At 71.7% G+C, this 23,056-nt stretch carries 23 protein-coding genes; 13 read left to right on the forward strand and 10 right to left on the reverse strand.

The window, feature by feature from the left end; genetic code table 11:
* Nucleotides 1-18: 18 nt before the first annotated feature.
* The 3 genes from AC1DWJ_RS05915 (at nucleotide 19) to AC1DWJ_RS05925 (ending at nucleotide 2,193) form a co-directional block, all read left to right on the forward strand.
* Nucleotides 19-390 carry a VOC family protein gene (locus tag AC1DWJ_RS05915; protein ID WP_477620243.1) on the forward strand — a complete coding sequence of 124 codons (372 nt, stop codon included), beginning with the start codon at nucleotides 19-21 and terminating at the stop codon, nucleotides 388-390.
* Between the two features lie 151 nt (nucleotides 391-541).
* Nucleotides 542-970, forward strand: a complete 429-nt coding sequence (locus tag AC1DWJ_RS05920) for a hypothetical protein (protein ID WP_477620244.1) — start codon at nucleotides 542-544, stop codon at nucleotides 968-970.
* A 5-nt stretch (nucleotides 971-975) separates the two neighbouring features.
* Complete coding sequence (locus AC1DWJ_RS05925; protein ID WP_477620245.1) at nucleotides 976-2,193, forward strand: DUF6544 family protein; 1,218 nt, start codon at nucleotides 976-978, stop codon at nucleotides 2,191-2,193.
* Between the two features lie 154 nt (nucleotides 2,194-2,347).
* Here the strand turns inward: AC1DWJ_RS05925 and acs are convergent, their stop codons facing one another.
* Nucleotides 2,348-4,330, reverse strand: a complete 1,983-nt coding sequence (gene acs, locus AC1DWJ_RS05930) for an acetate--CoA ligase (protein ID WP_477620246.1) — start codon at nucleotides 4,328-4,330, stop codon at nucleotides 2,348-2,350.
* A 143-nt stretch (nucleotides 4,331-4,473) separates the two neighbouring features.
* On the opposite strand from acs, the gene AC1DWJ_RS05935 reads away from it, so the two are divergent.
* Nucleotides 4,474-5,361 carry a hypothetical protein gene (locus AC1DWJ_RS05935; protein ID WP_477620247.1) on the forward strand — a complete coding sequence of 296 codons (888 nt, stop codon included), beginning with the start codon at nucleotides 4,474-4,476 and terminating at the stop codon, nucleotides 5,359-5,361.
* A gap of 107 nt (nucleotides 5,362-5,468) precedes the next feature.
* On the opposite strand, the gene AC1DWJ_RS05940 is transcribed toward AC1DWJ_RS05935, so the two are convergent.
* From AC1DWJ_RS05940 to AC1DWJ_RS05970, 7 genes are all read right to left on the reverse strand, one after another.
* Complete coding sequence (locus tag AC1DWJ_RS05940; RefSeq protein ID WP_457256280.1) at nucleotides 5,469-6,029, reverse strand: AMIN-like domain-containing (lipo)protein; 561 nt, start codon at nucleotides 6,027-6,029, stop codon at nucleotides 5,469-5,471.
* Between the two features lie 217 nt (nucleotides 6,030-6,246).
* Nucleotides 6,247-7,881, reverse strand: a complete 1,635-nt coding sequence (locus tag AC1DWJ_RS05945) for a solute symporter family protein (protein ID WP_477620248.1) — start codon at nucleotides 7,879-7,881, stop codon at nucleotides 6,247-6,249.
* Nucleotides 7,878-8,210, reverse strand: coding sequence for a DUF485 domain-containing protein (locus AC1DWJ_RS05950; RefSeq protein WP_457256282.1), 333 nt, complete (start codon nucleotides 8,208-8,210; stop codon nucleotides 7,878-7,880). The genes AC1DWJ_RS05945 and AC1DWJ_RS05950 overlap by 4 nt, the downstream gene beginning before the upstream one ends.
* A 331-nt stretch (nucleotides 8,211-8,541) precedes the next feature.
* Nucleotides 8,542-10,065, reverse strand: a complete 1,524-nt coding sequence (locus AC1DWJ_RS05955) for a sodium/solute symporter (protein ID WP_457256283.1) — start codon at nucleotides 10,063-10,065, stop codon at nucleotides 8,542-8,544.
* The gene (locus AC1DWJ_RS05960; RefSeq protein WP_457256285.1) at nucleotides 10,062-10,427 is read right to left on the reverse strand and encodes a hypothetical protein; all 366 of its coding nucleotides are present in this window, start codon (nucleotides 10,425-10,427) and stop codon (nucleotides 10,062-10,064) included. The genes AC1DWJ_RS05955 and AC1DWJ_RS05960 overlap by 4 nt, the downstream gene beginning before the upstream one ends.
* A 64-nt stretch (nucleotides 10,428-10,491) precedes the next feature.
* Nucleotides 10,492-11,307 (reverse strand): LytR/AlgR family response regulator transcription factor, encoded by an 816-nt coding sequence (locus AC1DWJ_RS05965; protein ID WP_457256287.1) that lies wholly within the window; start codon nucleotides 11,305-11,307, stop codon nucleotides 10,492-10,494.
* A gap of 10 nt (nucleotides 11,308-11,317) precedes the next feature.
* A complete protein-coding gene (locus tag AC1DWJ_RS05970; RefSeq protein WP_457256289.1) occupies nucleotides 11,318-12,520 on the reverse strand; it encodes a sensor histidine kinase in 1,203 nt (400 codons plus the stop codon).
* Nucleotides 12,521-12,544: 24 nt separating this feature from the next.
* Between AC1DWJ_RS05970 and AC1DWJ_RS05975 the strand changes: the two genes are divergently transcribed.
* The 8 genes from AC1DWJ_RS05975 (at nucleotide 12,545) to AC1DWJ_RS06010 (ending at nucleotide 18,926) form a co-directional block, all read left to right on the forward strand.
* Complete coding sequence (locus AC1DWJ_RS05975; RefSeq protein WP_457256290.1) at nucleotides 12,545-13,387, forward strand: Fic family protein; 843 nt, start codon at nucleotides 12,545-12,547, stop codon at nucleotides 13,385-13,387.
* Between the two features lie 841 nt (nucleotides 13,388-14,228).
* Nucleotides 14,229-14,924: a CpaE-like family protein gene (locus AC1DWJ_RS05980; protein WP_457256291.1), complete on the forward strand. Its 696-nt coding sequence runs from the start codon at nucleotides 14,229-14,231 to the stop codon at nucleotides 14,922-14,924.
* On the forward strand, nucleotides 14,921-16,048 hold the full coding sequence (locus AC1DWJ_RS05985; RefSeq protein WP_457256293.1) for a TadA family conjugal transfer-associated ATPase: 1,128 nt from the start codon (nucleotides 14,921-14,923) through the stop codon (nucleotides 16,046-16,048). The genes AC1DWJ_RS05980 and AC1DWJ_RS05985 overlap by 4 nt, the downstream gene beginning before the upstream one ends.
* Nucleotides 16,045-16,800 carry a type II secretion system F family protein gene (locus AC1DWJ_RS05990; RefSeq protein WP_457256294.1) on the forward strand — a complete coding sequence of 252 codons (756 nt, stop codon included), beginning with the start codon at nucleotides 16,045-16,047 and terminating at the stop codon, nucleotides 16,798-16,800. Before AC1DWJ_RS05985 ends, AC1DWJ_RS05990 begins: the two co-directional genes overlap by 4 nt.
* Before the next feature lie 185 nt (nucleotides 16,801-16,985).
* On the forward strand, nucleotides 16,986-17,396 hold the full coding sequence (locus AC1DWJ_RS05995) for a type II secretion system F family protein (RefSeq protein ID WP_457256295.1): 411 nt from the start codon (nucleotides 16,986-16,988) through the stop codon (nucleotides 17,394-17,396).
* Nucleotides 17,397-17,960: 564 nt separating this feature from the next.
* Nucleotides 17,961-18,155, forward strand: a complete 195-nt coding sequence (locus AC1DWJ_RS06000; RefSeq protein WP_457256297.1) for a DUF4244 domain-containing protein — start codon at nucleotides 17,961-17,963, stop codon at nucleotides 18,153-18,155.
* A gap of 14 nt (nucleotides 18,156-18,169) precedes the next feature.
* On the forward strand, nucleotides 18,170-18,577 hold the full coding sequence (locus AC1DWJ_RS06005; protein WP_457256298.1) for a TadE family type IV pilus minor pilin: 408 nt from the start codon (nucleotides 18,170-18,172) through the stop codon (nucleotides 18,575-18,577).
* The gene (locus tag AC1DWJ_RS06010; RefSeq protein WP_457256300.1) at nucleotides 18,561-18,926 is read left to right on the forward strand and encodes an Rv3654c family TadE-like protein; all 366 of its coding nucleotides are present in this window, start codon (nucleotides 18,561-18,563) and stop codon (nucleotides 18,924-18,926) included. The genes AC1DWJ_RS06005 and AC1DWJ_RS06010 overlap by 17 nt, the downstream gene beginning before the upstream one ends.
* Nucleotides 18,927-18,970: 44 nt before the next feature.
* Here the strand turns inward: AC1DWJ_RS06010 and AC1DWJ_RS06015 are convergent, their stop codons facing one another.
* Complete coding sequence (locus AC1DWJ_RS06015; RefSeq protein WP_477620249.1) at nucleotides 18,971-20,044, reverse strand: hypothetical protein; 1,074 nt, start codon at nucleotides 20,042-20,044, stop codon at nucleotides 18,971-18,973.
* Between the two features lie 52 nt (nucleotides 20,045-20,096).
* Nucleotides 20,097-22,517, reverse strand: a complete 2,421-nt coding sequence (locus AC1DWJ_RS06020; RefSeq protein WP_477620250.1) for a DEAD/DEAH box helicase — start codon at nucleotides 22,515-22,517, stop codon at nucleotides 20,097-20,099.
* Between the two features lie 73 nt (nucleotides 22,518-22,590).
* Between AC1DWJ_RS06020 and AC1DWJ_RS06025 the strand changes: the two genes are divergently transcribed.
* Nucleotides 22,591-22,935: an anti-sigma factor antagonist gene (locus AC1DWJ_RS06025; RefSeq protein ID WP_056921833.1), complete on the forward strand. Its 345-nt coding sequence runs from the start codon at nucleotides 22,591-22,593 to the stop codon at nucleotides 22,933-22,935.
* Nucleotides 22,936-23,056 lie beyond the last annotated feature (121 nt).

Genomic DNA, 23,056 nt, shown 5'->3' on the forward strand with positions numbered 1-23,056 from the left:
GCGGCTAGCGTGCCGGGCATGGCCATCGCACGCTTCCCCAGCATCGTCCTCGACTGTCCCGACCCCCTGGAGCTCGCCACCTTCTACGGCGCGATGCTCGACTGGACGGTCGACACCGCCAACTTCGACGCGTCCGACGGCTGGATCGACGTGAAGGCCGACTACGGCCAGTGCCTGTCGTTCCAGGGGGTCGAGGACTACAAGGCCCCGGTCTGGCCCGGCCAGGACGTGCCCCAGCAGATGCACCTCGACGTCGTCGTCGACGACCTCGACACTGCCGAGGCAGCCGTGGTCGCGTTGGGCGCGAGGAAGCACGACCACCAACCGGGCGCGTCGTTCCGCGTCATGCTCGACCCAGCCGGGCACCCGTTCTGCCTCTGCACGAGCTGAGACCGGGGAGGCGCCTGCCGCCGAACGACCAGGTCGATCCACCGGGCAGACCGCACGTGCTCAGGTGCGCCAGCGGATCGGTGAGCTGATCGTCTCGCGGCAGGGACCTTCGCCTCTGGCCAGGTGCAACCGCCGGACGCAGGCTGGCCCCATGACCACGCCCCGCACGCGCAGCTTCTCGGTAGCCCACTTCGCGGCCCTGACGAACCAGGTCGCGAACCGGGTGCTCGTCCCCCTGCTCGAGAGCTCGTTCGGGGACACGCTGGGACGCCGACTGGCCGTGCTCGACTACGTCGGACGCCGCTCCGGCCAGTCGCACCGGCTCGTGGTGAGGTACGTGGCCGAGGGGCGATCCGTGCGCATCACGGTGGGTATGGCCGAGCACAAGACGTGGTGGCGCAACTTCGAGACGACTCACCCGCTCACGCTGCGGTTGGCCGGGATCGACCACCACGTGTTTGCCCACGTGCACCACGACGATGGCCGGACCTACGTCATCGCCGACCTGGAGTTCACCGACTACCCGGAGGTCCTGGTGGCAGACCTGGCGGTCGCTCCTGGGGCCCCTGTGGAGGGGTGAGCTGGATGACGCCCGTGATCCGCTGGGCGGTGGTCGTAGTGCTCGTGGGCCACGGCCTCATCCACCTGCTCGGGGCCGGCAAGGGCCTGGGGTGGGTAGAGGCCTCGGCGCTCGAGGGGTCGATCAGCCCCGGTCTCGGGATCCTCTGGCTGCTGGCAGCCGCGCTCGTCCTCTTGTCCGCCGGTCTCATCGCCGCCAGAGCCCCGACGACCTGGTGGTGGGCCGTTGCCCTCGGTGCCGCCGCGGTCTCACAGGTGGCCGTCATCACCTCGTGGAGCGACGCCAAGCTCGGCACCGTGGTCAACGTGCTGCTGGTCGTCGCCGCGGTCTACGGTTTCGCCTCGGTCGGCCCGGCCAGCTTCCACGCCCAGTGGGCCACCCAGTCGGCGCAGGCCCTGGACGAGGCCGAGCACAGCATCGCCCTCGTGACGGAGGCCGACCTCGCCGACCTGCCCGAACCCCTGGCCGACTTTGTGCGCAGGTCGGGCGCAGTGGGTCAGCCCCACATCAGCAGCTTTGCCGCCACGTTCCATGGCCGGATCCGCGGCGGGCCCACCCAGGCGTGGATGCCGTTCACGGGTAGACAGGTCAACACGTTCGGACCGCGACCACAGCGGCACTTCATCATGGACGCCAGGCGATCAGGGCTGCCGGTCACGGTCCTGCACCAGTACGCCAACGGGACCGCGACGATGCGCGCCAAGGTGGTGTCACTGGTGTCCGTGGTCAACGCCGCCGGTGCGGAGATGGACCGTGGAGAGACGGTCACGGTGTTCAACGACCTCGTGGCCTTCGCGCCCGGGGCGATCGTCGACGCCCCCATTCGATGGACTGCCGTCGACGGCACCCACGTGCACGGTGTGTTCAGCGTCGGAGCGCAGAGCGTCTCCGGAGTACTGACCTTCGACGACGACCACCACTTGGTCGACTTCGTCTCGCAGGACCGGTCGCGGGCGTCCTCTGATGGGAAGTCCTTCACTGCGATGCCGTGGTCCACGCCCCTCGCCGGACACCTGGATGTGCGTGGTCACCTCGTGCCCCTGGAGGGCGAGGCGCGCTGGGACGCCCCTGCGCCCGAGGGCTCGTTCACCTACGTCGAGCTCAAGATCGAGGACGTGGCCTACAACCTCACGAGGGTCGACGACATCGGAGCCTCGGCCCGGCAGCTTTCCGAGGCCGATAGCCCGGCACGTTCTCGGACCGCCGCCCGCGCGCTGCCCTGACGAGCGGGCCCTGGGCGAGTTCCCAGGGCCACATTGGGCCTGGACGAGCACCGTGCGGTTCAGAGCAGAACTGCCTGGAGCCCGTCAAACCCCTTGGGGGACATGGGTATGCCGCGGACGCGAGGTGCGTCCGCGGCATACCGGGGTGGGGCGTTCAGTCCTCCTTGCCGGTGGACATGCCTTCCTTGATGAGGTTCATGACCGAGGAGTCGGCCAGCGTCGTGACGTCGCCGACCTCGCGGTTCTCGGCCACGTCGCGCAGCAGGCGGCGCATGATCTTGCCCGACCTCGTCTTGGGCAGCTCGGAGACCACCATGATCGAGCGCGGCTTGGCGATCGGGCCGATCTCCTTGGCGACGTGGTTGCGCAGCTCCTGCACGGTCTCGTCGCCGTGGTCCTCGTGGCCGCCACGCAGGATCACGAAGGCGACCACGGCCTGGCCGGTGGTCTCGTCGGTGGCCCCGACGACGGCCGCCTCGGCCACCGACGGGTGCGACACCAGGGCCGACTCGATCTCGGCCGTGGAGAGCCGGTGGCCAGAGACGTTCATGACGTCGTCGACTCGGCCGAGCAGCCAGATGTTGCCCTTCTCGTCGTACTTCGCACCGTCGCCGGCGAAGTAGTACTTGGGGCCGAACCGCGACCAGTACGTCTCCTTGTAGCGCTCCTGGTCGCCCCAGATGCCACGGAGCATGCCCGGCCACGGCTTGGTGAGGACCAGGTAGCCGACCGCCTCGGGGTCGTGCAGCGGCTGGCCCTCGTCGTCGAGGATCTCGGCGCTGATGCCGGGGATCGGCTTCTGCGCGGAGCCGGGCTCGAGGTCGGTGACGCCGGGCAGCGGGCTGATCATGATGCCGCCGGTCTCGGTCTGCCACCACGTGTCGACGATCGGGGCGCTTCCGCCGCCGATGTTCTTGCGGTACCAGAGCCACGCCTCGGGGTTGATCGGCTCACCGACCGAGCCGAGCAGCCGCAGCGACGACAGGTCGAACTTCGCGGGGATGTCGTCACCCCACTTCATGAACGTCCGGATCGCGGTCGGTGCCGTGTAGAGGATCGTGACCTTGTACTTCTCGACGATCTCCCACCACCGGCCCTGGTGCGGGGTGTCGGGGGTGCCTTCGTAGATGACCTGGGTCGCGCCGTTCGCCAGCGGCCCGTAGACGATGTAGGAGTGGCCGGTCACCCAGCCGATGTCGGCGGTGCACCAGTAGACGTCGGTCTCGGGGTGCACGTCGTGCACGACCGAGTTCGTGTAGGCCGCCTGCGTCAGGTAGCCGCCCGTCGTGTGGAAGATGCCCTTCGGCTTCCCGGTGGTGCCCGAGGTGTAGAGGATGAACAGCGGGTGCTCACTGTCGTGGGCGACCGCCTCGTGCTGGTCGCTCGCCGAGTCGACGACGTCGTGCCACCACACGTCCCGGTCGTCGTTCCAGTCGACCGGGTCCTTGGTGCGCTGCACGACCAGGACCTTCTCGACGGTGGACTCGCCTTCGACCGCCGCGTCGACCGCGGGCTTGAGCGGAGCTGTCTTGCCCCGCCGGAACTGGCCGTCGGCGGTGATCACGAGCTTGGCCTCGGCGTCGGCGATGCGGGTGCGCAGGGCGTCGGCGGAGAAGCCCCCGAAGACGACCGAGTGGGGGGCCCCGATGCGGGCGCAGGCCAGCATGGCCGCCACGGCCTCGGGGATCATCGGCAGGTAGATCGCCACCCGGTCGCCCTTCGAGACCCCAAGGGACTCAAGGGCATTGGCGGCCTTCGCGACGTCACGCTTCAGGTCGGCATACGTGATCGTGCGGGTGTCTCCACCCTCGCCCTCGAAGTGGATCGCGACACGGTCGCCGTTGCCGGCCTCGACGTGCCGGTCGACGCAGTTGTAGGAGGCGTTGACCTCTCCGCCGACGAACCACTTGGCGAACGGCGCCCCGCTCCAGTCGAGGGTCTGGTCGAAGTCCTTGGACCAGCTCAGTCGCTGCCGGGACTGGTCGGCCCAGAACCCCTCGAAGTCGGCTGCGGCCGCGTCGTAGAGGTCGGCCTTGCCGTTGGCCTGCGCGGCGAACTCGGGGGTGGGTGCGAGGTCCAGACCCTCGGTGTGGCTCGTCGTCGTGGGCTCGGACACGGTGGTTCCTCCTGGCGGCATCGGCAGGCAACTCTCGCAGCAGGTGCGGTCGAGGTCGCGGTGACGACCCCAGCCAACCTGCATCCGGCTCTCGCATCAAGGGGAGTGGTCGCCATGATCGGTCGGCGGACGTTGCGCGCGGCCAACGGCTAGCCTTGGGCGGCGTGAGCACCCCCAGGAGCACCACCCCCACCGCCGGCTCCGGCGCCCCGTCCCAGCCCGCTCTCGACCGGGGCCGGGCGATGGCGCGCAAGGTCTGGCCCGAGGTCGCCCTGTTGCTCGCGGCCCTGCTCTGGTGGCCGGTGGGGTTCGCCGGGGTGACGTCGTGGCTGCACCTGCCGCTCAGTGTCTTCGACGGTGACGTGCTCTTCCTGGGCGCGACCGCGGCCGCAGCCTCGGTCTCGCTGCTGGTCCGCTCGCCCTGGCCCCGGTTCGCGATCGTCGTGGTGCTCAGCGGGCTCGGGTGGCTGCTCGACGCCCCGGCCACTGACGAGTACCCGCACGAGCGGGCTGTGCTGGCGGTGCTGCTCGGGGCGGCCGCGTTCCTCGGCATCGCGCTCGGCGCCCGCGGGGCCAAGGGGCCCGTCGCCGCAGCCAGCGTGCTGGTCGTGGTCGCCGGCCTGTCACCCGCTTCCTGGCCGACCGAGGCGGCCGTCGCCGTGGCGCTCGCCCTGCCGTTCGCCGTCGCCACGTGGCAGCGGGTCGCCCCCACGATCCTCTCGGTGGCCCGGCTGGCCGTGACCTGGTTGCTCTTCGCCCTGCTCGCCCGCGCCCTGCAGTACGGCTGGGACGTGCTCCGGCCCGGGACTGGCGGTGGGTTGACCCTGCAGGAGCAGGCCAGGCGGGTCGCCGAGCCCGCATGGGACTTCGTGCGCACCCAGTGGTGGACCTACTCCCAGACGCAGCTGCAGGAGCTGCTGCCGTGGCTCTGGCTCACCCTGGCAGTGGCCGCCGTGCTCGTCGGCGTGCGCCTCGTGAACGCCCGGATGGTGGCCGAACGCAAGCGCAGGGCCGCGGCGTCGGACGAGGAGCGGATAGCCCGCCGCAGCTGAGCGGTCCGGCCGGCACGGCTGAAGGGGCCGGCACGGCTGACCGGACCGGCCGGCACGGCTGAGCGGCCGGGCCCCCGTCAGGCGCCCGACCGCTCACCCGGCGCGGCTCACCAGTGGTGGGCCACGTCGATGACGAGTCGGCTCGCGGTCCCGTCCTGGATCGTGAAGACGCGGTAGGGGAGCCGTGCCCGCACGCCCAGGCCGAGGCTGGTGTAGCCCTCGAAGCTGCTGTCCCACTTGACCTGGCGGAAGGTGGTGTAGCCCGTGACGTTGACCATCTCGTTCGGGTTCCGCGGCGTGTAGGTGGGGGCCCCGGTGGCGGGGTTGTAGGCGGGGGCGTTGACGGTGACCTGCAGCTTGCCCGCACCGCGCAGCGCGATCGGCAGACCCGACGCCTGGCTGGTGAACGTCGTGACGTACCTGACGGTGTAGCCGGGTGCCTTCCCCTTCAGGTCGATGACCAGCCGGTCGAAGCAGGCGTGGCGTCCGGAGCGGACGCCCGTGACGGAGCCTGTCGGGGACAAGGCCTTCGTCTTGGCGAGCGAACCCCAGGTGATGCCGCAGTACGGAGCGGCCTGCGCCGAGGTGGTGGCCGTGGTGGCCGGGACGGCCCCGACGAGTGCTGCGACGAGGAGCGACCGGGTGATCGCGGTGCGGGTGATGTTCATGGCGTCCTCCTTCCGGACACCGCACTGACGTGCACCGCGACCGTCCGGTTGACCTCCGTGCCAACGGTGACCGTGTCGTCCGCAAAGGTCGGCTGTGTCTGGAAAACGCGGCATACGAAGGGGTTCGGGCCGGGACGGCACGGTGCCGTGCCCCCACCTGCGGGGACACGGCACCGTGGTCCTGGGTATGCCGCGTGCTTGCGCGGCGAAGTTCCGCCTAGTGCGCGACCGCCTTCTCGGCGCCGTGGCCGGTCAGCGACCGGACCTCCATCTCGGCGTACTTGGCAGCGTTGTACTCCTTGCTCGTCACGGTGCCCAGCCAGCCGAGGACGAAGGCCAGCGGGATCGAGATGATGCCCGGGTTGTCCAGCGGGAACCAGTGGAAGTCGGTGCCCTGCAACATCGACAGCGACTTGCCGGTGACCGGGTCGACCGGCTTGCCGGAGACGACCGGGCTGAAGACGATCAACGTCAGGGCCGTGGTGAGACCGCCGTAGATGGACCAGAGCGCACCGCGGGTGTTGAACCGCTTCCAGAACAACGAGTAGAGGATCGTCGGGAGGTTCGCCGATGCCGCGATGGCGAAGGCGAGGGCGACGAGGAACGCGATGTTCTGTCCGTTGGCGAGGATGCCGCCGAGGATGGCGAAGATGCCGATGATGACCGCGGTGATGCGGGCGACCCGGACCTCGTCCTCCGCCGAAGCGGTGCCCTCCTTGATGACCGAGTTGTAGATGTCGTGGGACAGGCTGGCGCTCGCCGTGATGGTGAGCCCAGCGACGACCGCGAGGATCGTCGCGAACGCCACCGCCGAGATGAGGCCGAGCAACAGCTCACCACCGAGCTCGTAGGCGAGCAGTGGTGCAGCGGAGTTGGCCTTGCCCGGCGCCGCCGCGATGGCCTTCGGCCCGACGAGGGCGGCGGCGCCGTACCCGAGGACCAGTGTGAAGAGGTAGAAGATGCCGATGAGCCAGATCGCCCACTCGACCGACTTCCGGGCCTCCCTCGACGAGGGCACCGTGTAGAAGCGCATCAGCACGTGCGGCAGGCCGGCGGTGCCGAGCACCAGGGCCAGCGACAGCGAGATGAAGTCGACCTTGGTGAGACCGCTCTTGCCGTACTGCAGGCCCGGGTCGAGCACCTTCTTGCCGCCCGACTGCTCGACTGCCTTGCCCAGCAGCGAGCTGAGGTTGAGCCCGAACCGGCTCAATACCCAGACGAACATCACGCCGGCGCCGATGATGAGAAGCACGGCCTTGATGATCTGCACCCAGGTCGTGCCCTTCATGCCGCCGATGAGGACGTAGGCGATCATGATGACGCCGACGACGGCGATGACGACGGACTGCCCGGCCTTGTCGTCGATCCCCAGCAGCAGGGCGACGAGGCCACCGGCGCCGGCCATCTGCGCCAGGAGGTAGAAGAAGCAGACGGCGAGGGTCGAGATCGCCGCGGCCATGCGGACCGGCCGCTGCTTCAGCCGGAATGACAGGACGTCGGCCATCGTGTACTTGCCGGCGTTGCGCAGCAGCTCGGCGACGAGGAGCAGTGCCACCAGCCAGGCGACGAGGAACCCGATGGAGTAGAGGAAGCCGTCGTAGCCGTTGAGGGCGATGGCGCCGGCGATGCCGAGGAAGCTGGCTGCCGACAGGTAGTCACCGGCGATGGCGATGCCGTTCTGTCGCCCGGTGAAGGCGCGGCCGCCGGCATAGAAGTCAGCGGCGCTGCGGTTGTTCCGCGAGGCCCGGATGACGATCGCGAGGGTGATGAGGACGAAGACGCCGAAGATGCTGATGTTGAGCGCCGGGCTGCCGACCTCGGTCGCAGCGGGGGCCAGGGTGGTCAGGCTCATCGGTGGTCCTCCCCGATCGTCGTGGCGAGTGCGGCGGCGCGCGGGTCGAACTCACGGTCGGCCCAGCGCACGTAGATGATGGTGATGACGAAGGTCGAGACGAACTGGCCGAGGCCGAGCAGGAGCCCGACGTTGACGTTGCCGAACACCTTCGTGCTCATGAAGTCCGAGGCGTAGACGGACAGCAGCACGTAGAGGAAGTACCAGGCGAGGAAGAGACCGGTCATCGGGAAGACGAACCGGCGGAACCGGGACCTGAGCTCTGCGAAGTCCGCGGAGTCTTGGAGTGCGACGTACGGGTCGTGCTCCGTGCGAGCGTCGTTGCTCACGGGACACCTCCAGTGGTGGCGCGGGCTTGTCCCGCGGTCGTCGCCACTGTGCTCCTGCAGGCCTCTGAGCAGCAGGTATGCCGCGCGCCCACGCGCCGTGCGGAAGGCAGGGTCGCCGGGTGGCCGGGTCCGCTGCGCCGAACGGTCGTCCACGTGCGCCCAGCGGCTGTCGTCGGCACCGGTCCGCGACCTCGGGCTCCTCGAAGCCGCAGCGGCGCGCCCCCGGGCCTCCCTCTTCGGCGAAGATGCCAGGCCTTCGCGCTGGTCATGGACGTGGCGACCGGCGATGCAGACCTCCGGAGATCGTCGAGCGGCTCGGACTGCAGTCTGGCTAGTTGCGGTCGAGCGCTAGGTCCTCGGGGGTGTGCAGCCGGACCATGGTCCGGGCGGTGTGGCGGGGGATCCGGCCGGGGGTCGCGAGGGACACGACCACGGCCGTCGCGAAGGCGATCGGGATCGTCCACGCGGCGGGCTGCCCGAGCAGCGCGCCGGGCCACCCCGGGATCGGCCCGGCGAAGATGGTCAGGCCCACGGCGGCTGCTGCCAGGGTCCCGCCGACCACGAGCCCGGCGGCCGCACCCACCGTGCTCAGCCCACGCCACCACGACCCCAGCACCAAGAGGGGGCAGAACGTCGAGGCGGCGACGGCGAACGCCAGGCTCACCATCGTCGCGAGGCCGACCGGCTCGATCAGTCTCGAGGCGGCATACGGGACGAGCACGGACAGCACCGTCGCGAGCCGGAAGCCTTGCGCCACGGTGAAGTCGTCGCCGGTCATCCGGCCCAGCCGCCGGCGGAGCAGGTCCTGGTCGATGACCCCCGCCACCGAGATGGTGAGTCCGGAGGCGGTCGACAGGAAGGCGGCGAAGGCGCCGCCGGCAAGCACCGCCGACAGCGTCTCGCCGAGTCGGTCGGGCACCATGGCGCCGGGCAGCCTGAGCACGAGGGTGTCGGCGGCACCGCTCGCCAGGTCGGGCAGGTAGACGCGACCCAGCACGCCGTACAGCGGGGGGAAGAGGTAGAACGCGCCGAGCAGCGCGACGACGGTGACGGTCGTCCGCCGGGCAGCCTTGCCGTCGGGGTTCGTGTAGAAGCGGACGAGGACGTGGGGCAGACCCATCGTCCCCAGGGCGAGGGCCAGCAGGAGGCTGTAGGTGGCGTAGACCGGATGTCCTTGCCCTGCAAGCCCGTTCAACGGCTCGATCCACTTGGCCTCCCGTGCCGCCGCCGGTCCCGGAGCGCCGTCGCCGACCCAGGCGCCGAGCAGCACGAAGGCGGGGACGGCGATGGCGGTGAGCTTGACCCAGTACTGCACGGACTGCACCAAGGTGATCGAGCGCATCCCGCCAGCGGCGACGTTCGCGACCACCACTACGGCGACGATCAGCCCACCGACCCACGTCGGCGCCCCGGTGACCGTCCCGAGGGCTAGGCCAGCCCCCTGCAGCTGGGGGAGGAGGTAGAGCCAGCCGATGCCGACCACGAGCACCGAGCAGAGTCGTCGGATCACGGTGCTCTCGAGCCTCGCCTCCGCGAAGTCGGGCAACGTGTAGGCCCCGGAGCGCCTCAACGGCGCGGCGACCAGGACGAGGAGGACGACGTAGCCGACGGTGTAGCCGACTGGGAACCACAGCATGTCGAGGCCGTTGGTGTAGACCAGTCCCGCGATGCCGAGAAAGCTTGCGGCAGAGAGGTACTCGCCGCCGATGGCGCTCGCGTTGCGGTAGGGGGTGACCGTGCGGCCGGCCACGTAGAAGTCGCTGGTCGTCCGCGACAGCCGGAGCCCGAAGGCGCCGATCGCCAGCGTCACCGTGCAGACCAGGACGATGGCGACGACGCCGTAGGCCGGGTTCACCGGCGACCCACCACGTCGGAGAACTTGGCCTCGATGCGCTCGGAGGCCCGGACGTAGACCCGCGCCACGATGATCGCGACCGGGTAGACGACCACGGCGAGCACGATCCACGGGAGGGGGAACCGCCCGATCTCCATCGTCCGTGTGGCGGGCACGAACAGGAACAGCAGTGGCAGCCCGCCCAGACCCACTGCCCCGAAGGCGAGCACGCGCAGGGCCAGCCGCAGCTGGGCGGACATCAGCCCGGCCATGTAGACCTCGCCGAGTGTGCTCTGCTCGTCGATGTCACGGGTGAGCGGGCGTAGGTCGCGCCGGGTGGCGGCGTCACGGCGGGTGCTGGTGACCCTGACTCGTGCCGGCACCGAGGACGGTGTCGGTCCAGGAGGCTCGGGGGGTCGACCGGGGCCGGAGCTCACGACGCCGAGCTCACGAGGAGGAGCGGAGGGTCGCGCGCAGCAGGCGGTCGCGCAGCTCGCGGGTGTGGCGTCGGCTCACCTGCAGCTCGGCGTCCTCGAGCACGACACTGCACCGACCGTGCTCCATGCGCACTTCCCTGACGTGCGCCAGCGACACCAGCGTGCTGCGGTGAATCCTGACGAATCCCGCTGTGGCCCAACGCTCTTCGAGGGTGCTGAGTGGGATGCGGACGAGGTGGCTGCCGGTGGCCGTGTGCAGCCGCGCGTAGTCGCCCTGGGCCTGGGCGTAGCGGACCTGGCTTCGCGTGATGAACCGCGTGACACCGCCGAGCTCCACCGGGATGGTCTCGTCCTCCGGCTCTCCCGCCCCCTGCGGCGCGCTGCCTCCCGGCTCCACGGCGGCGACGACCCTGCGCACCGCCTCGGCCAGACGGTCCTTGCGCACCGGCTTCATCACGTAGTCGGTGGCGTCGACGGCGAACGCGTCGACGGCATGCTGGTCGTGGGCGGTCACGAAGACGACCTGGGGCCGCTCGACGAACCGGGCGATGACCCGGGCCAGCTCCATGCCGTCGAGGCCGGGCATCGAGATGTCGGAGAAGACGACGTCGATGTCGCCGCTGTCGAGCGACCGCAACGCATCCGCGCCGCTCGACGCCGTGACGACCTCCGCGATCCGGTGGTCCTGGCGCAGGAGCCAGCTCAGCTCTTCGAGCGCGGGCGCCTCGTCGTCCACGACGAGGGCACGCAGGGCTGCACCCGTGGAGCCGCCGGTGGCGTCCTGCGGGCGGCGGTGCTCCGGGTCGCCGGAGGGGGCGCCAGCCATGGGGGAGAGACTACGTCGTCGCGTGGACACCGGGGGCATACTTGGGCACCCGAAAAGTCACCTTCGTGCCCGCCCCCGGGGCGGTCTCGACGACGAGTCCGTAGTCGTCGCCGTAGACCTGTCGGAGCCGGGCGTCGACGTTGCCGAGCCCGACGTTGTCCCCGTCGGAGTGGCCGTCGAGGACGGTGCGGATCGCGACCGGGTCCGACCCGACCCCGTCGTCCTCGACCGTGATGACGGCTTCCGCCCCCTCGTCGCTGGCGGTGATGCTCACGTGTCCACCACCCTCCTTGGTTGCCAACCCGTGTCGGACGGCGTTCTCGACCAGGGGCTGGATGGCCAGGTAGGGGACCGTGACCGGCAGGACCTCGGGCGCGATGAGCAGGGAGATCCGCAGCCGGTCGCCGAACCGCGCCTGTTCGAGCACGAGGTAGCGCTCGACGTTGCGGAGCTCCTCGGCCAGGGTCGTGAAGGCCCCGCCGCGGCGCAGGGCGTAGCGGGTGAAGTCGGCGAACTCCAGGAGCAGCTCGCGCGCCCGGTCGGGATCGGTGCGCACGAACGAGGCGATGGCGGCCAGGGAGTTGTAGATGAAGTGCGGACTGATCTGCGCCCGGAGGGCGCGCAGCTCGGCCTCCATGGTGCGGGTGCGCTGGTGACCGAGGTCTGCGAGCTCGGCCTGGGTGGCCATCCACCCCGCGACCTCCTCCGTCGCCCGAGCGAGACCCGCCGACGCGTTGGGACCGTATGCCGCGAGCGCCGCGACCACGCGGTCATCGGTGACCACCGGGGCGATCACCGCCGACCGGACCGGGCAGTCGGGGTCCGGGCACTGGACCTGGCCCGGACGCAGGACGATGGTCCGCCCGGTGCGCAGCACCTCCTGCGCGTGGTCGGCCGCATCCGCCGCGTGGTGGTCGGCTGCGCCGTCCCAGGCGAGCAACCCACCGGCGTCGCAGATCGCCACCGCGGAGGAGCCGAGCAGCTCGCGCAGGTGCTTGGCGGCGCGGCCGGTGCCCTCCTCGGTCAGCCCGTCCTGCAGGTGGCGGGCCGCCAGTGACGCGGTGTGGAGGGTGGCGTGGGTGGCCTGGTCGACCTCGGACACGAAACCGCGCGAGGCGCTGCGACCGTGGCGGACCAGACGGATCAGGGCGTAGAGCAGCCCCATCGCTCCCGCGACGAAGATCGCGGTGGGGAGGTGGAAGCTGCCCGACACAGGGCGAACTCTAGGCTGCACTGCGTGGTCGACGTCATCGCTTCACTCAGCGCCCTTGCCGAGCTGCCGGGCGTCCCCGAGCGGATCGCGGCTGCCCGGGACGCGTGTGAGCAGCTGCGCTGGCACGAAGCCTTGCGGCGCCGCATCCCCGAGGCGTCGGCCGAGTCACGCGTCCGAGGGGCGCAGGCGAGCGCAGCCCTCGAGGGGGCGACGGTCCCTCTCGACCTCGTCCGGGACGTGATGCGCGGCGCTGCTGAATGGCCGTTGCAGCCCGACCCGGTTGAGCTCGTCGCTCGGGGAGCCGTGACCGCCACGGCCGAGAGCGAGCACGTGAGGGGCCTCGTCACGAAGGCGCCGTTGCAGGCGCTGGCCAGGCTGCACGTGGCCGCTGCTGCCGAGCTGCTGCCCGCCGAGCAGGTCGGACGACCCAGGGTGGCCGGCGAGACCTGCGCCGAGTTCCGCGACCTCGGTGCGGCCCCGGACTCGGCTGCCCTTCGCGAGCGGCTCGACCTCCTCGTCACCGTGATGACCGCCGGCTCCGCTGTCCCGGGCCTCGTCGTGGCTGCCGTGGCGCATGCCGAGATCGCCACCGCCAGGCCGTTCGTCCGCGCCAACGGGGTCGTCGCTCGCGCTGTCGAGCGAGCGCTGGTGCAGGCCACCGGACTCGACCCGACCGGTGTCGTGGTGACCGAAGCCGGGCACGCCACCCAGGGTGGGCCGGCCTACCTCGGCGCGCTCGCCGCATACGGAACGGGCACCCCCGAGGGGCTGGGACTGTGGATCGGGCACTGTGCTGACGCTGTCGTCGCGGGCGCGGCTCAGGGGGTCCAGATCTGCGACGCCGTGCGCGCCGGCCGACTCACCTGACCTTTGCCGCGCCCGTCGTGGCTTGCTCTGCTGCGCGCGACCGCACGTGGTCTTCCTGCTGCGCGCGACCGCACGTGGTCTTCCTGCTGCGCGCGACCGCACGTGGTCTTCCTGCTTCGCCCGACGGTACTGGTTTCCTACTTCGCCCGACGGTACTGGATTTCCTGCTTCGCCCGGATGTCAAGGCTTTCCTTTGCGTCCGGGCGGGGGTACACATGGAGGCAAGTCGACGTACGAGAGTCCGACGGCCACCGTGACCCCATCGGGCACCCACGCGAAGCCAGTCCCCTGGTGGACAGATCGTGACGGGCTTGTCCCGGTGCGACAACTACAGAATGCACGCCTGGTAACCCGTGGCGGATCACGGCTGATGGCACCCCGCAACGCGGGGTGCCATCCCCCTGTGGCGGTGTTTTGTCCGTAATGGGCCGTGGTGTCCCCGGAAAATCTCGAATCTCGTGGGCGAAACGCGTCAGGAACGAGTTGCGGTTGAAGGGTAAATGGTCCACCATGAAGGCGTCCGCTCCCCCTTGTGGGTAGAGCGGATCGGCGCACCGGCTCCTCCCCCCCGGAGCTTGGCGCGTCGACGGCCCCGGTTGTCCCCCCGACCGGGGCCGTCCCCTTTCTCCACCCGGATTCTCGAGCCTCCCCCCGGTTCGAGGTATTCGGCGACCGGATCCTGGTAGGCGAATACCTCGACCCGACGCTCCCTCACCGCCGTCGTGCCGCACGGCTGCCGATGCGGTGTCCTCCGTCCACAGCTCCTTGATCGGCTGATCCCGCTCCACAGGCTTGCCGTCGGCCGCTCGCCCAGCGCCGTGGGCCACCACAGGCTTGGCGGATGGACCATCGGGTGCTGGGAGTGATCGGGGCGTCGGGCGGCCTGGGCGTGTCGACCCTCGCTGTCGCCCTGGCCGTGCGCGCCTCAGGGCTGGTGGGTGCCACGGTGGCGGTCGACGGCGCTCCGGGTGGCGGCGCCCTCGACGTCACCGCGTGCGTGGAGCACCTCCCGGGGCTGCGCTGGGCCGACCTCGCCGGTGCCGACGGCCGGATCGACGGGGCGGCCCTGCTCCGGGAACTCCCTGCCGACGGTCCGGCACGGGTCCTCGCCGGACGAGGCCCGGCGCCTCCCGACCCGGTCGTCCGTGCTGCCGTGTCCGGGCTGGCCCGGGTCTGCGGGCTGACGGTCCTCGACCTGGCGGGTTCGACGTGGTGGGCCGAGGTGTGCACCGACCTCCTGCTCGTCGTCGGGTCGACCGCTCGCCAGCTGGCCGACGGTGCCGGGGTGGCCGACCGACTCCACGACCTCGGCGTGCCGGCCGCCCTGGTGCTGCGCTGCAGTCGCGGCGACGCGCTGAGTCCGGAGGAGGTGGCCGCGCACCTCGACCTCCCGCTGGCAGGCACCGTGCGCGACGACCCGCGGGTGCCCGCCGATGCCGACCGCGGGCGACCACCGGGCAGTCGCCCGTCCGGCGCCCTGGTGGGAGCGGTCGACGCGCTGCTGTCAGCCCCGACGCCCGAGGTGGTGGGCCGGTGAGGCGCGACGCCCTCATCGTCGACCGGATCCGCCGGGGCGAGGCGCCCGATCCTGGGGCGGTGCGGGAGATCGCGGCGGCCGACGCGGCTCGGCTCGGTGATGCCGGCGTCGAGTCCGCGCACGCACTCCTGGCCTCTGAGGTACTCGGGCTGGGTCCGCTCGAGCCGTGGGTCGGCGACCCGCGCGTGACCGACGTCCTGGTGAACGGCGACGGGTCCGTCTGGGTGGACCGCGGCGAAGGAGCGCTCATGCCGGCCGGCCTCGCCCTCGACCCGTCCGACGCGCGACGGCTGGCGGTCCGGCTGGCCGCCCTGGCCGGCCGTCGGCTCGACGAGAGCCAGGCCTGGGTCGATGGGCTCCTCCCCGGGGGGATCCGACTCCACGCCATCCTTCCTCCGTTGGTCGACGGGGGTGCCCACGTCAGCCTTCGCGTGCCTCGGGCCGTCGGCTCCGGCCTGGCCGGGCTGGGCTCCCGCGGGATGTTCGGGCCGAGGGTCGAGGCGCTGCTCCGCGGGCTGGTCGGTCGCCGCTGCTCGTTCGTGGTCACCGGTGGCACCGGCTCCGGCAAGACCACCCTCCTCGCGGCGATGCTGTCCGAAGTGGCGGCAGGCGAGCGCATCGTCGTCGTCGAGGACGTTCGAGAGCTCGCCATCGGCCACCCCCACGTGGTCCGGCTGCAGGGCCGGGGGGCCAATGTGGAGGGTCAAGGAGCGGTGGGGCTGGTCGACCTCGTCCGTCAGGCGCTCCGCATGAGGCCGGACCGCCTCGTGGTGGGTGAGGTGCGTGGAGCGGAGGTGCGCGAGATGCTCGCCGCCCTCAACACCGGGCACGACGGCGGCTGCGGCACGCTGCACGCGAACGCGCCCGCCGACGTGCCCCGTCGGTTCGACGCGCTGGGCGCGCTGGCGGGGTTGCCTCGCGACGCGATCCAGACCCAGCTGGCCAGCGCGGTCGAAGCAGTGGTGCACCTCGGTCGGGAGGGCGGGGCGCGGCGGGTGGCCTCGATCTCGGTGCTGCGGTGGACCGGATCAGAGACCGCTTGCGACCTCGCCTTCGACGCCGTGGCAGACCGGGTCGGCCCGGGCTGGCCGACGCTCGCTGCCCTGACCGGGGTCGACCCGTGACAGCTGCGGGCGCCCCACCAACTGGGGTGCTGGTCCTCGCAGGGCTGGTCCTGCTGGTGGCAGCCGCTGCCCTGTGGCCCGCGGGCGTTGACCGGCTGCCGAGTGCCAGCGGGCCGGCCCTCGCTCATCCTGGCGGTCCCCCGGAGGTCGGGGCTGGCTCACGGTCCACGGTCTCGCTCCGAAGCAGGGTGCGCGCCGCCGCGCGCCGCGACGCCCTGGAAGGGGCGCTCGCCGACCTGGTGGCTGCGCTCGCGGCTCCGCTGCGAGCCGGGGTGCCACCGGCAGTCGCCGTGGCTGCGACTGCCGAGATGTTCCGCGACGACACGGCGCTCGGTCCCCTGGTGGGCGACCTCTCGATGGCAGCACGACGTGGGGCCCCCCTCGCGGAGGTGTGGCACTCGCACGCCCGGACCCGCGACAGCCCTGACCTGTCGTTCGTCGCCCAGGCGTGGGCCCTCAGCGAGCTGACCGGTGCGCCGCTCGCCGACGCCCTGGCCTGCGGTGAGCGGGTGCTGCGCGACCGGGCTCGGGCGCGCGAGCGGCTGTCGGCGGCAGCGGCCGGTCCCAAGGCGTCGATGGCGGTCCTGTGCCTCCTCCCGGCCTCGGGTCCCGTCGTGGGGACTGCGATGGGGGTGGACCCGCTGACGCTCTACTTCTCTTCGTCGGTGGCCACCGGGAGCCTCGTCCTGGGCGTCGGCCTGGGGCTGAGCGCGTGGTGGTGGAGCCGACGCATCCTGCGGAGGGCCGCGTGACGACGCTGGTGGTCTGCGTGCTGGCAGGTCTCGTCCCCGTCCTGTGGCCGGCACGACCTCCGCCGGGGCCGACCCTCGCCCGCGGGGGCGATGCCCGACCTCGGTGGCGTGGCCGGGAACGAACAGCGCGATGGCGTGGGCGGCGACCGGACCAGGCAGCGGACGGTGCCGTTGCCGATGCCCTCGTGCTCGTCGCGCTCTGCCTGCGCGCGGGGCTACCCCTGACCGCTGCCCTGCGGCACGTCCAGTCGGGGGCCACCGGCGTCGTGCGCGACGACCTCGCCTCTGTCGTGGCCGCGCTGCAGTGGGGCCTGCCGGCGCGAGAGGCGTGGGCCCACGCCGGTGCCCGCTGGCGCCAGGCCGCCACCGCAACCCACCTGTCCGAGCAGACCGGGGCAGCGGCGGCCGAGCTCCTCGAGGATGCGGCGACTCGAATGCGCGAGCAGGGTGAGCGAGCCCGCGAGGGCGCCGCCGCCCGAGCCGGCGTGCTGCTCGTGCTGCCGTTGGGTCTGGGCTTCCTCCCGGCCTTTGCCTGCACCGCTGTCGTGCCGGTGGTCGTCACCCTCGCTTCCCGGGTCCTCGCGGGTGGTTCGTGAGCTGTCGCGCGGGTCGGGAGTGGTCTGGTCCTAGTACCAAAGAGCAATTGCTGCTCGTGCTCCGCCGATCGGAGGGTGAGGGCTGCACCCACCCACGCCATCTCACGACCTCGAGAGCAGACATGACACGCAGGGCACCCAGCGCGCGGCACTGCGGTGGCGTGTCCATCTGGGACGTGGCCAGTGGCGGCCGGATGGGCTTCGTCACGGGCGAGGATGCGACCGAGGTGGCCAACCACCCACGAACTGTGTCCAGGACTGCCAGGCCCAGAACCAGGTGCAGGGTCGCCTCGCCACCCTCGGCTTCCCCTTCCCCCGTGCCGGCAGGCAGCCGCCTGACCCCGCGCACGTCTCCGTGACAGCGCTCGCCTGAGGCGACCACGCCCGAGCACGGGAGCTGGGTGAGGTGCCGGATCGCTCACGCAGGTGGGCAGTTCGTCCACACCCAGCTCTTGGCCCGGTGGTGGTCCACAAGCAGGCCGGAGGTGCGTGGCGACGCGACGCAAGGTCCGGTGGACTCGGGTGAACGGGCTGAACGCCCATCACCCATCCGAGGAGCACAGCGTGAAATGCACACTGGTCACAAGGTTTTCGACGATCCGCCACTCGGCCGAGGCCGGCATGACGACAGCAGAGTATGCCGTGGGCACGCTGGCCGCGTGCGCCTTCGCCGCCGTCCTGCTCACCATCGTGCGGTCGGACTCGGTCAAGTCGGCACTGGCGTCCGTCATCACGGCCGCGCTGGGTTCGGTCGGCTAGAGGGCGAGACGGGGATGGCGACGGCGGAGCTCGCGGTCGCCCTCCCGACGCTCATCCTGGTGCTGTTCGTCGCCCTGTCGGCGCTCACGACGGTCACCGACCAGGTGCGGTGCATCGACGCGGCCAGGGCGACGGCCAGAGCCTTGGCCCGCGGCGACGACCCGGCCGCTGCCCTGTCAGCAGGCCGGCGGTTGGCTCCACCGGGTGCCGTGTTCGCGGTCTCGGGAGCCGGGTCAGGTCCGGGGTCAGGTCCGGGGTCAGGTCCGGGGCCAGGTCAGGGGCCGGGTCCGGGGTCAGAGGTCACGGTCGTGGTGCGAGGCCGCCCGGCGCCGGGGCTGGGGTGGCTCGGGGAGCGGGCGACTCCGACGGGACGTGCGGTGGCCGCCAGGGAGGCGGTGGGAGCCGATGACCCGGCGCGGTGAGCGAGGGGCGACGACGGTGCTGGTGCTGGCGGCCGTCGGAGTGCTGCTCGTGGTCCTCGTCGCGGGTCTGGCGCTGGGCAGCGCCGTGGTCGCGACCCACCGGGCCCGGGCGGCCGCGGACTTGGGGGCGCTCGCGGCTGCGCAGGCCCTGCAGGCCGGCGACGACCCGTCCGAAGCCTGCGCGTCCGGGGCCTCGGTGGCGTCGCGCAACGGAGCCGAGTCCGCTGACTGCGTGGTGGCCGACGACGGGTCGGTGACGTGTCGGGCGACGGCGCGGCCGTCGTTCATCCTGCCGGGGACCCTGCGCCGAACCACGACGGCGACGGCCCGAGCTGGGCCGTCGCCGTGATGGAGCTGCTGCCGCCCGAGTCGGCGGCAGCGGTCAGTCGCCGGTTACTCGCGGGCCGCCCGGTCGCCCCGTTCCGTGCGGTCGCCGTCGGTGCCCTGCGTCCCCTCGGCCTGGTCGGCAGAGTCAGCAGAGTCAGCAGAGTCAGCAGAGTCAGCAGAGTCAGCAGCGTCGGCGGGGTCGCGACCCATGATCTTGTCCGCCACGGTGCGGTAGCCGGGGTGGTTCGGGTCGTCCGAGGTGTCGCTGTCGCGCCCGTCGGAGGTAGGGGTGGCCGAGTCCTCGGCCGCGATCACGCGGGTCGAGTCATCGGTCGCGGAGGAGTCGTCGTGCGCGTGCACACCGTCGTCCGACGCCTCACCCGACGCCGTGGCCCCGGTGCTCGCGTCATGGGTGGTCGCCGCGTCATCCCTGGTCGCCGCGTCAGCCGTCGTCGTGCCAGCGGCGGTGGGGTAGCCCGAGTCGGCAGGTGCATTCGCGGAGTGGCGAGCGGCGAAGTCATCGCCGGTCGCGCGGCGTTCGTCGTCGGCCTGGTCGACGTCGGCCCGGTCGGCGTCGTGGTCGTCGTCGTGGCTGGCGGTGACGCCCGCTCCGGCTCCGGCTCCGGCACCGGCAGCGGTGGCCGACCCGCCGGTGGCCGAGCTGCGAGCTGCGTGCTCCTGCTCCAGCCGGTCGCGCTCGTAGGCGCGGGCCCGCTCCTCGGCATCCTGCTGCCGGGTGGCGAACTCGCTCTCGCGCTCGCGGTCGCGCTCGGCCATCCGAGCCTCGAACTCCTCGTCCCGGACGCGGTCACGCTCGGCCAGGGCGCTCTGGTGCGACTCCTCGGCGCGGGCCCGCTCGTCGGCGCGGATGCTCTCCTCGATCTTGGCCTGGCGCTCGGCCTCCTTGGCCTCACGGGCAGGGCGACGTCGGCGCTTGGCGCTGCCGCGGATCATCGCGAGCCCGAGCCACAGGAGCAGCAGCACGGCTGCACCGGTGATGAGCAGGGCGAGCGGGGTCATTCCCCAGCTGTAGCCGGCGAACTCGAGATCGACGGGCGTGGTGAGTGAATCGGTGGTGAGGAACAGGATGACACCTGCTCCCACGGCGAGCAGGACGAGAATCAGGCCGAGCACGATCACGGAAGGAACCTCCGACGATGAGGGGTGCGTGGTGCACCGTCCGCAGTCGACCCTAGCCGCTGGCCTGCGCGTTTGCCCGATTCGTCACCGTCGGAACCTCCCGCGGACCCGTGGGTGGCTCCGCACCGGAGGGCGGGTCCGGAACGCATGCAAGCACCGCCTGCAGCAGCCGGATCGCGCCCGTTTTGTCCAGCGGCTCGTTCCCGTTTCCGCACTTCGGCGACTGCACGCAGGCGGGGCAGCCGTTCTCGCAGCGGCAGGCGCTCACCGTCTCGAGCGTCGAGCGCAGCCACTCCTCGAAGGACTCGTAGGCCCGTTCGGCGAAGCCCGCCCCGCCCGGGTGGCCGTCGTAGACCATGATCGTGGGCAGTCCGGTGTCCGGGTGCAGCGCGGTCGACACGCCACCGATGTCCCACCGGTCGCAGGTCGCGACCAGCGGCAGCATGCCGATCCCCGCGTGCTCGGCCGCGTGTGCGGAGCCGGGGATGTCGACCTCCGGCACCCCGGCCGCCGCCAGCCACTCGACCGGCATGGTCCACCAGACCGCCCGCGTGTTGAGCGTGCGCTGGGGCAGGTCGAGCGGGTGGGTGCCGAGGACCTCACCGCTGGGCAGCCGCCGCAGGAACGACGTGACCTGGGTGTGCACGTGGACCGTGCCGAACGACACCTGCACCGGCCCCCAGGCCACGCTGCGCTGCGCCCCGATGATGTCGAAGGCGCTGACCGACTGCGCGAACGTGCTCCAGCCGGGGTCGCCGCGCACCGCCGTCGCGGTGCCGTTCTCGAGGTCGAGCTCGGTCACCACGTAGGTGTTGCCCTGGTGGACGTGCACCGCACCGGTGTGGACCTGGGTGTGCGCGGACGCCTCGTCGATGGTGCCCAGGACCCGTCCGGTGCGTTGCTCGACGATGCCGACGACCTCACCGGCACCTCGCAACGACACGTGGTCGGAGGCCCGGTCGGTGCGCGCCCAGTACCAGCCGGTGGGCCGTCGACGCAGGATCCCGCGCGCCACGAGGGCCTCGACGAGGGAGCGGGCCTGGTCACCGAAGAGCGCGAGGTCGTCCTCCTTCAGCGGCAGCTCGGCCGCTGCGGCGGCCAGGTGTGGGCCGAGGACGTGGGGATTGTCGGGGTCGAGCACGGTGGCCTCGACCGGCTGCCCGAAGACCACCTCGGGGTGGTGCACGACGTAGGTGTCGAGCGGGTCGTCCGCGGCGACGAACACCGCCAGCGATCGCGTGCCGGCACGACCGGCGCGACCGGCCTGCTGCCAGAGCGAGGCGCGGGTGCCCGGCCAGCCGGCCAACAACACCGCGTCGAGACCGCTGATGTCGATGCCCAGCTCGAGGGCGTTGGTGGCCGCCAACCCAACGATCGACCCGGCCCGCAGCGAGCGTTCGAGTTCGCGGCGCTCCTCGGGCAGGTAACCGCCTCGGTATGCCGCGACGGCACCGGCCAGCCCCGGCGCCACCTCGGTGAGCGTGCGGCGGGCGCTGGTGGCCAGGGCCTCGACCCCCGCTCGGGACTTGGCGAAGGCCACCGTCTGCACGCGCCGGGTGACCAGGTCGGCCAGCAGGTCGGCGGCCTCGGACGTGGCCGAGCGACGACCGTCGCCCTCTCCGAGCGGGCCCGGCTCCCACATCGCGAAGGTCATCGCCTCGCGAGGCGAGCCGTCCTCGGTGACCGGCACGACCGGCATACCGACGAGGCGGGAGGCGTGCAGCCCGGGGTCACGCACGGTCGCGGAGGCGAGGATGAACGTGGGGTGTGCGCCGTAGCGGGCGCAGACCCGGCGCAGGCGCCGCAGCAGCGCGGCGAGGTGCGAGCCGAACACGCCGCGGTAGGTGTGGCACTCGTCGATGACGACGTAGCGCAGGGCCCGCAGGAACGGCGCCCACCGCTCGTGCAGGGGCAGCAGCGAGTGGTGGACGAGGTCGGGGTTGGTGAGGATGAGCTGGGCGTGGTCGCGGATCCAGCGGCGCTCCTCGGTGGCCGTGTCACCGTCGTAGGTCGCGGCCCGCACGCCCGGAACGGCCATCGCCTGCACCCGGGCCAGCTGGTCGGCCGCGAGCGCCTTGGTCGGAGACAGGTAGAGGGCAGTCGCGCCGCGGCCCGACGGGGCGGCCGACCCCTCCACGAGCGCCGACAGCACCGGCAGCAGGTAGCCCAGGCTCTTGCCCGACGCGGTGCCGGTCGCCATCACCACGTGGGACCCGTCGTGGGCGAGGTCGGCCGCCGCCCGCTGGTGCGACCAGAGCGTGGTCACGCCCGCACCGGCGCACGCGGCATACACACTCGGATCGACCCAGTCGGGCCACGGGACGAGCGCGGCAGCCCGGGCGGGCACCTCGTGGACGTGGAGCAGCCGCTCGCTCCTGGTCCCGGCCGCGAGGCCCGCCAGCGCCGCCACCGGGTCGAACGCGACGCGACGAGGCCCCGCGGAACCGGGTGGGGTGGGGCCGGAGGTGGACATTGCCGCTACCGTAATCCCGAGAGCAGACGGTCTCACCGCCTGCTCACCTGTGTACGCAAGTGAAAGGGCGGACGTGGACCTCTCGGTCTCCAGCAGTGAGCAGGGCGCGGTGACGATCGTCCACGTCGCGGGCGAGATCGACGTCTACACGGCCCCGTTGCTGCGCGAAGTCCTCGACAAGCAGGTGGCCGCGGGCCGCACCGACCTCGTGGTCGACCTCGAGAAGGTCACCTTCATGGACTCCACCGGTCTGGGCGTGCTCGTGGGCCGCCTCAAGCTGGTGCGCGGCCAGAACGGCACCCTGCGCATCGTGAGCGCCCAGGAGCGGATCCTCAAGGTCTTCAAGATCACCGGCCTGGACAAGGTGTTCCACATCTACCCCACGGTCGACGAGGCTGCAGCAGCGTCAAACGCTTGACGAATTCCGTGTGACGATCCTCACCCGGCGTCACAAACCCTGTGACGTGCATTACCCTCGCACGCAACGTCCCCTCTGCGGTGCGCCATCGTGGCGCGCCCGTGGGCGGTCCTGAATGTTT

Source organism: Pedococcus sp. P2_D7 (assembly GCF_056404295.1).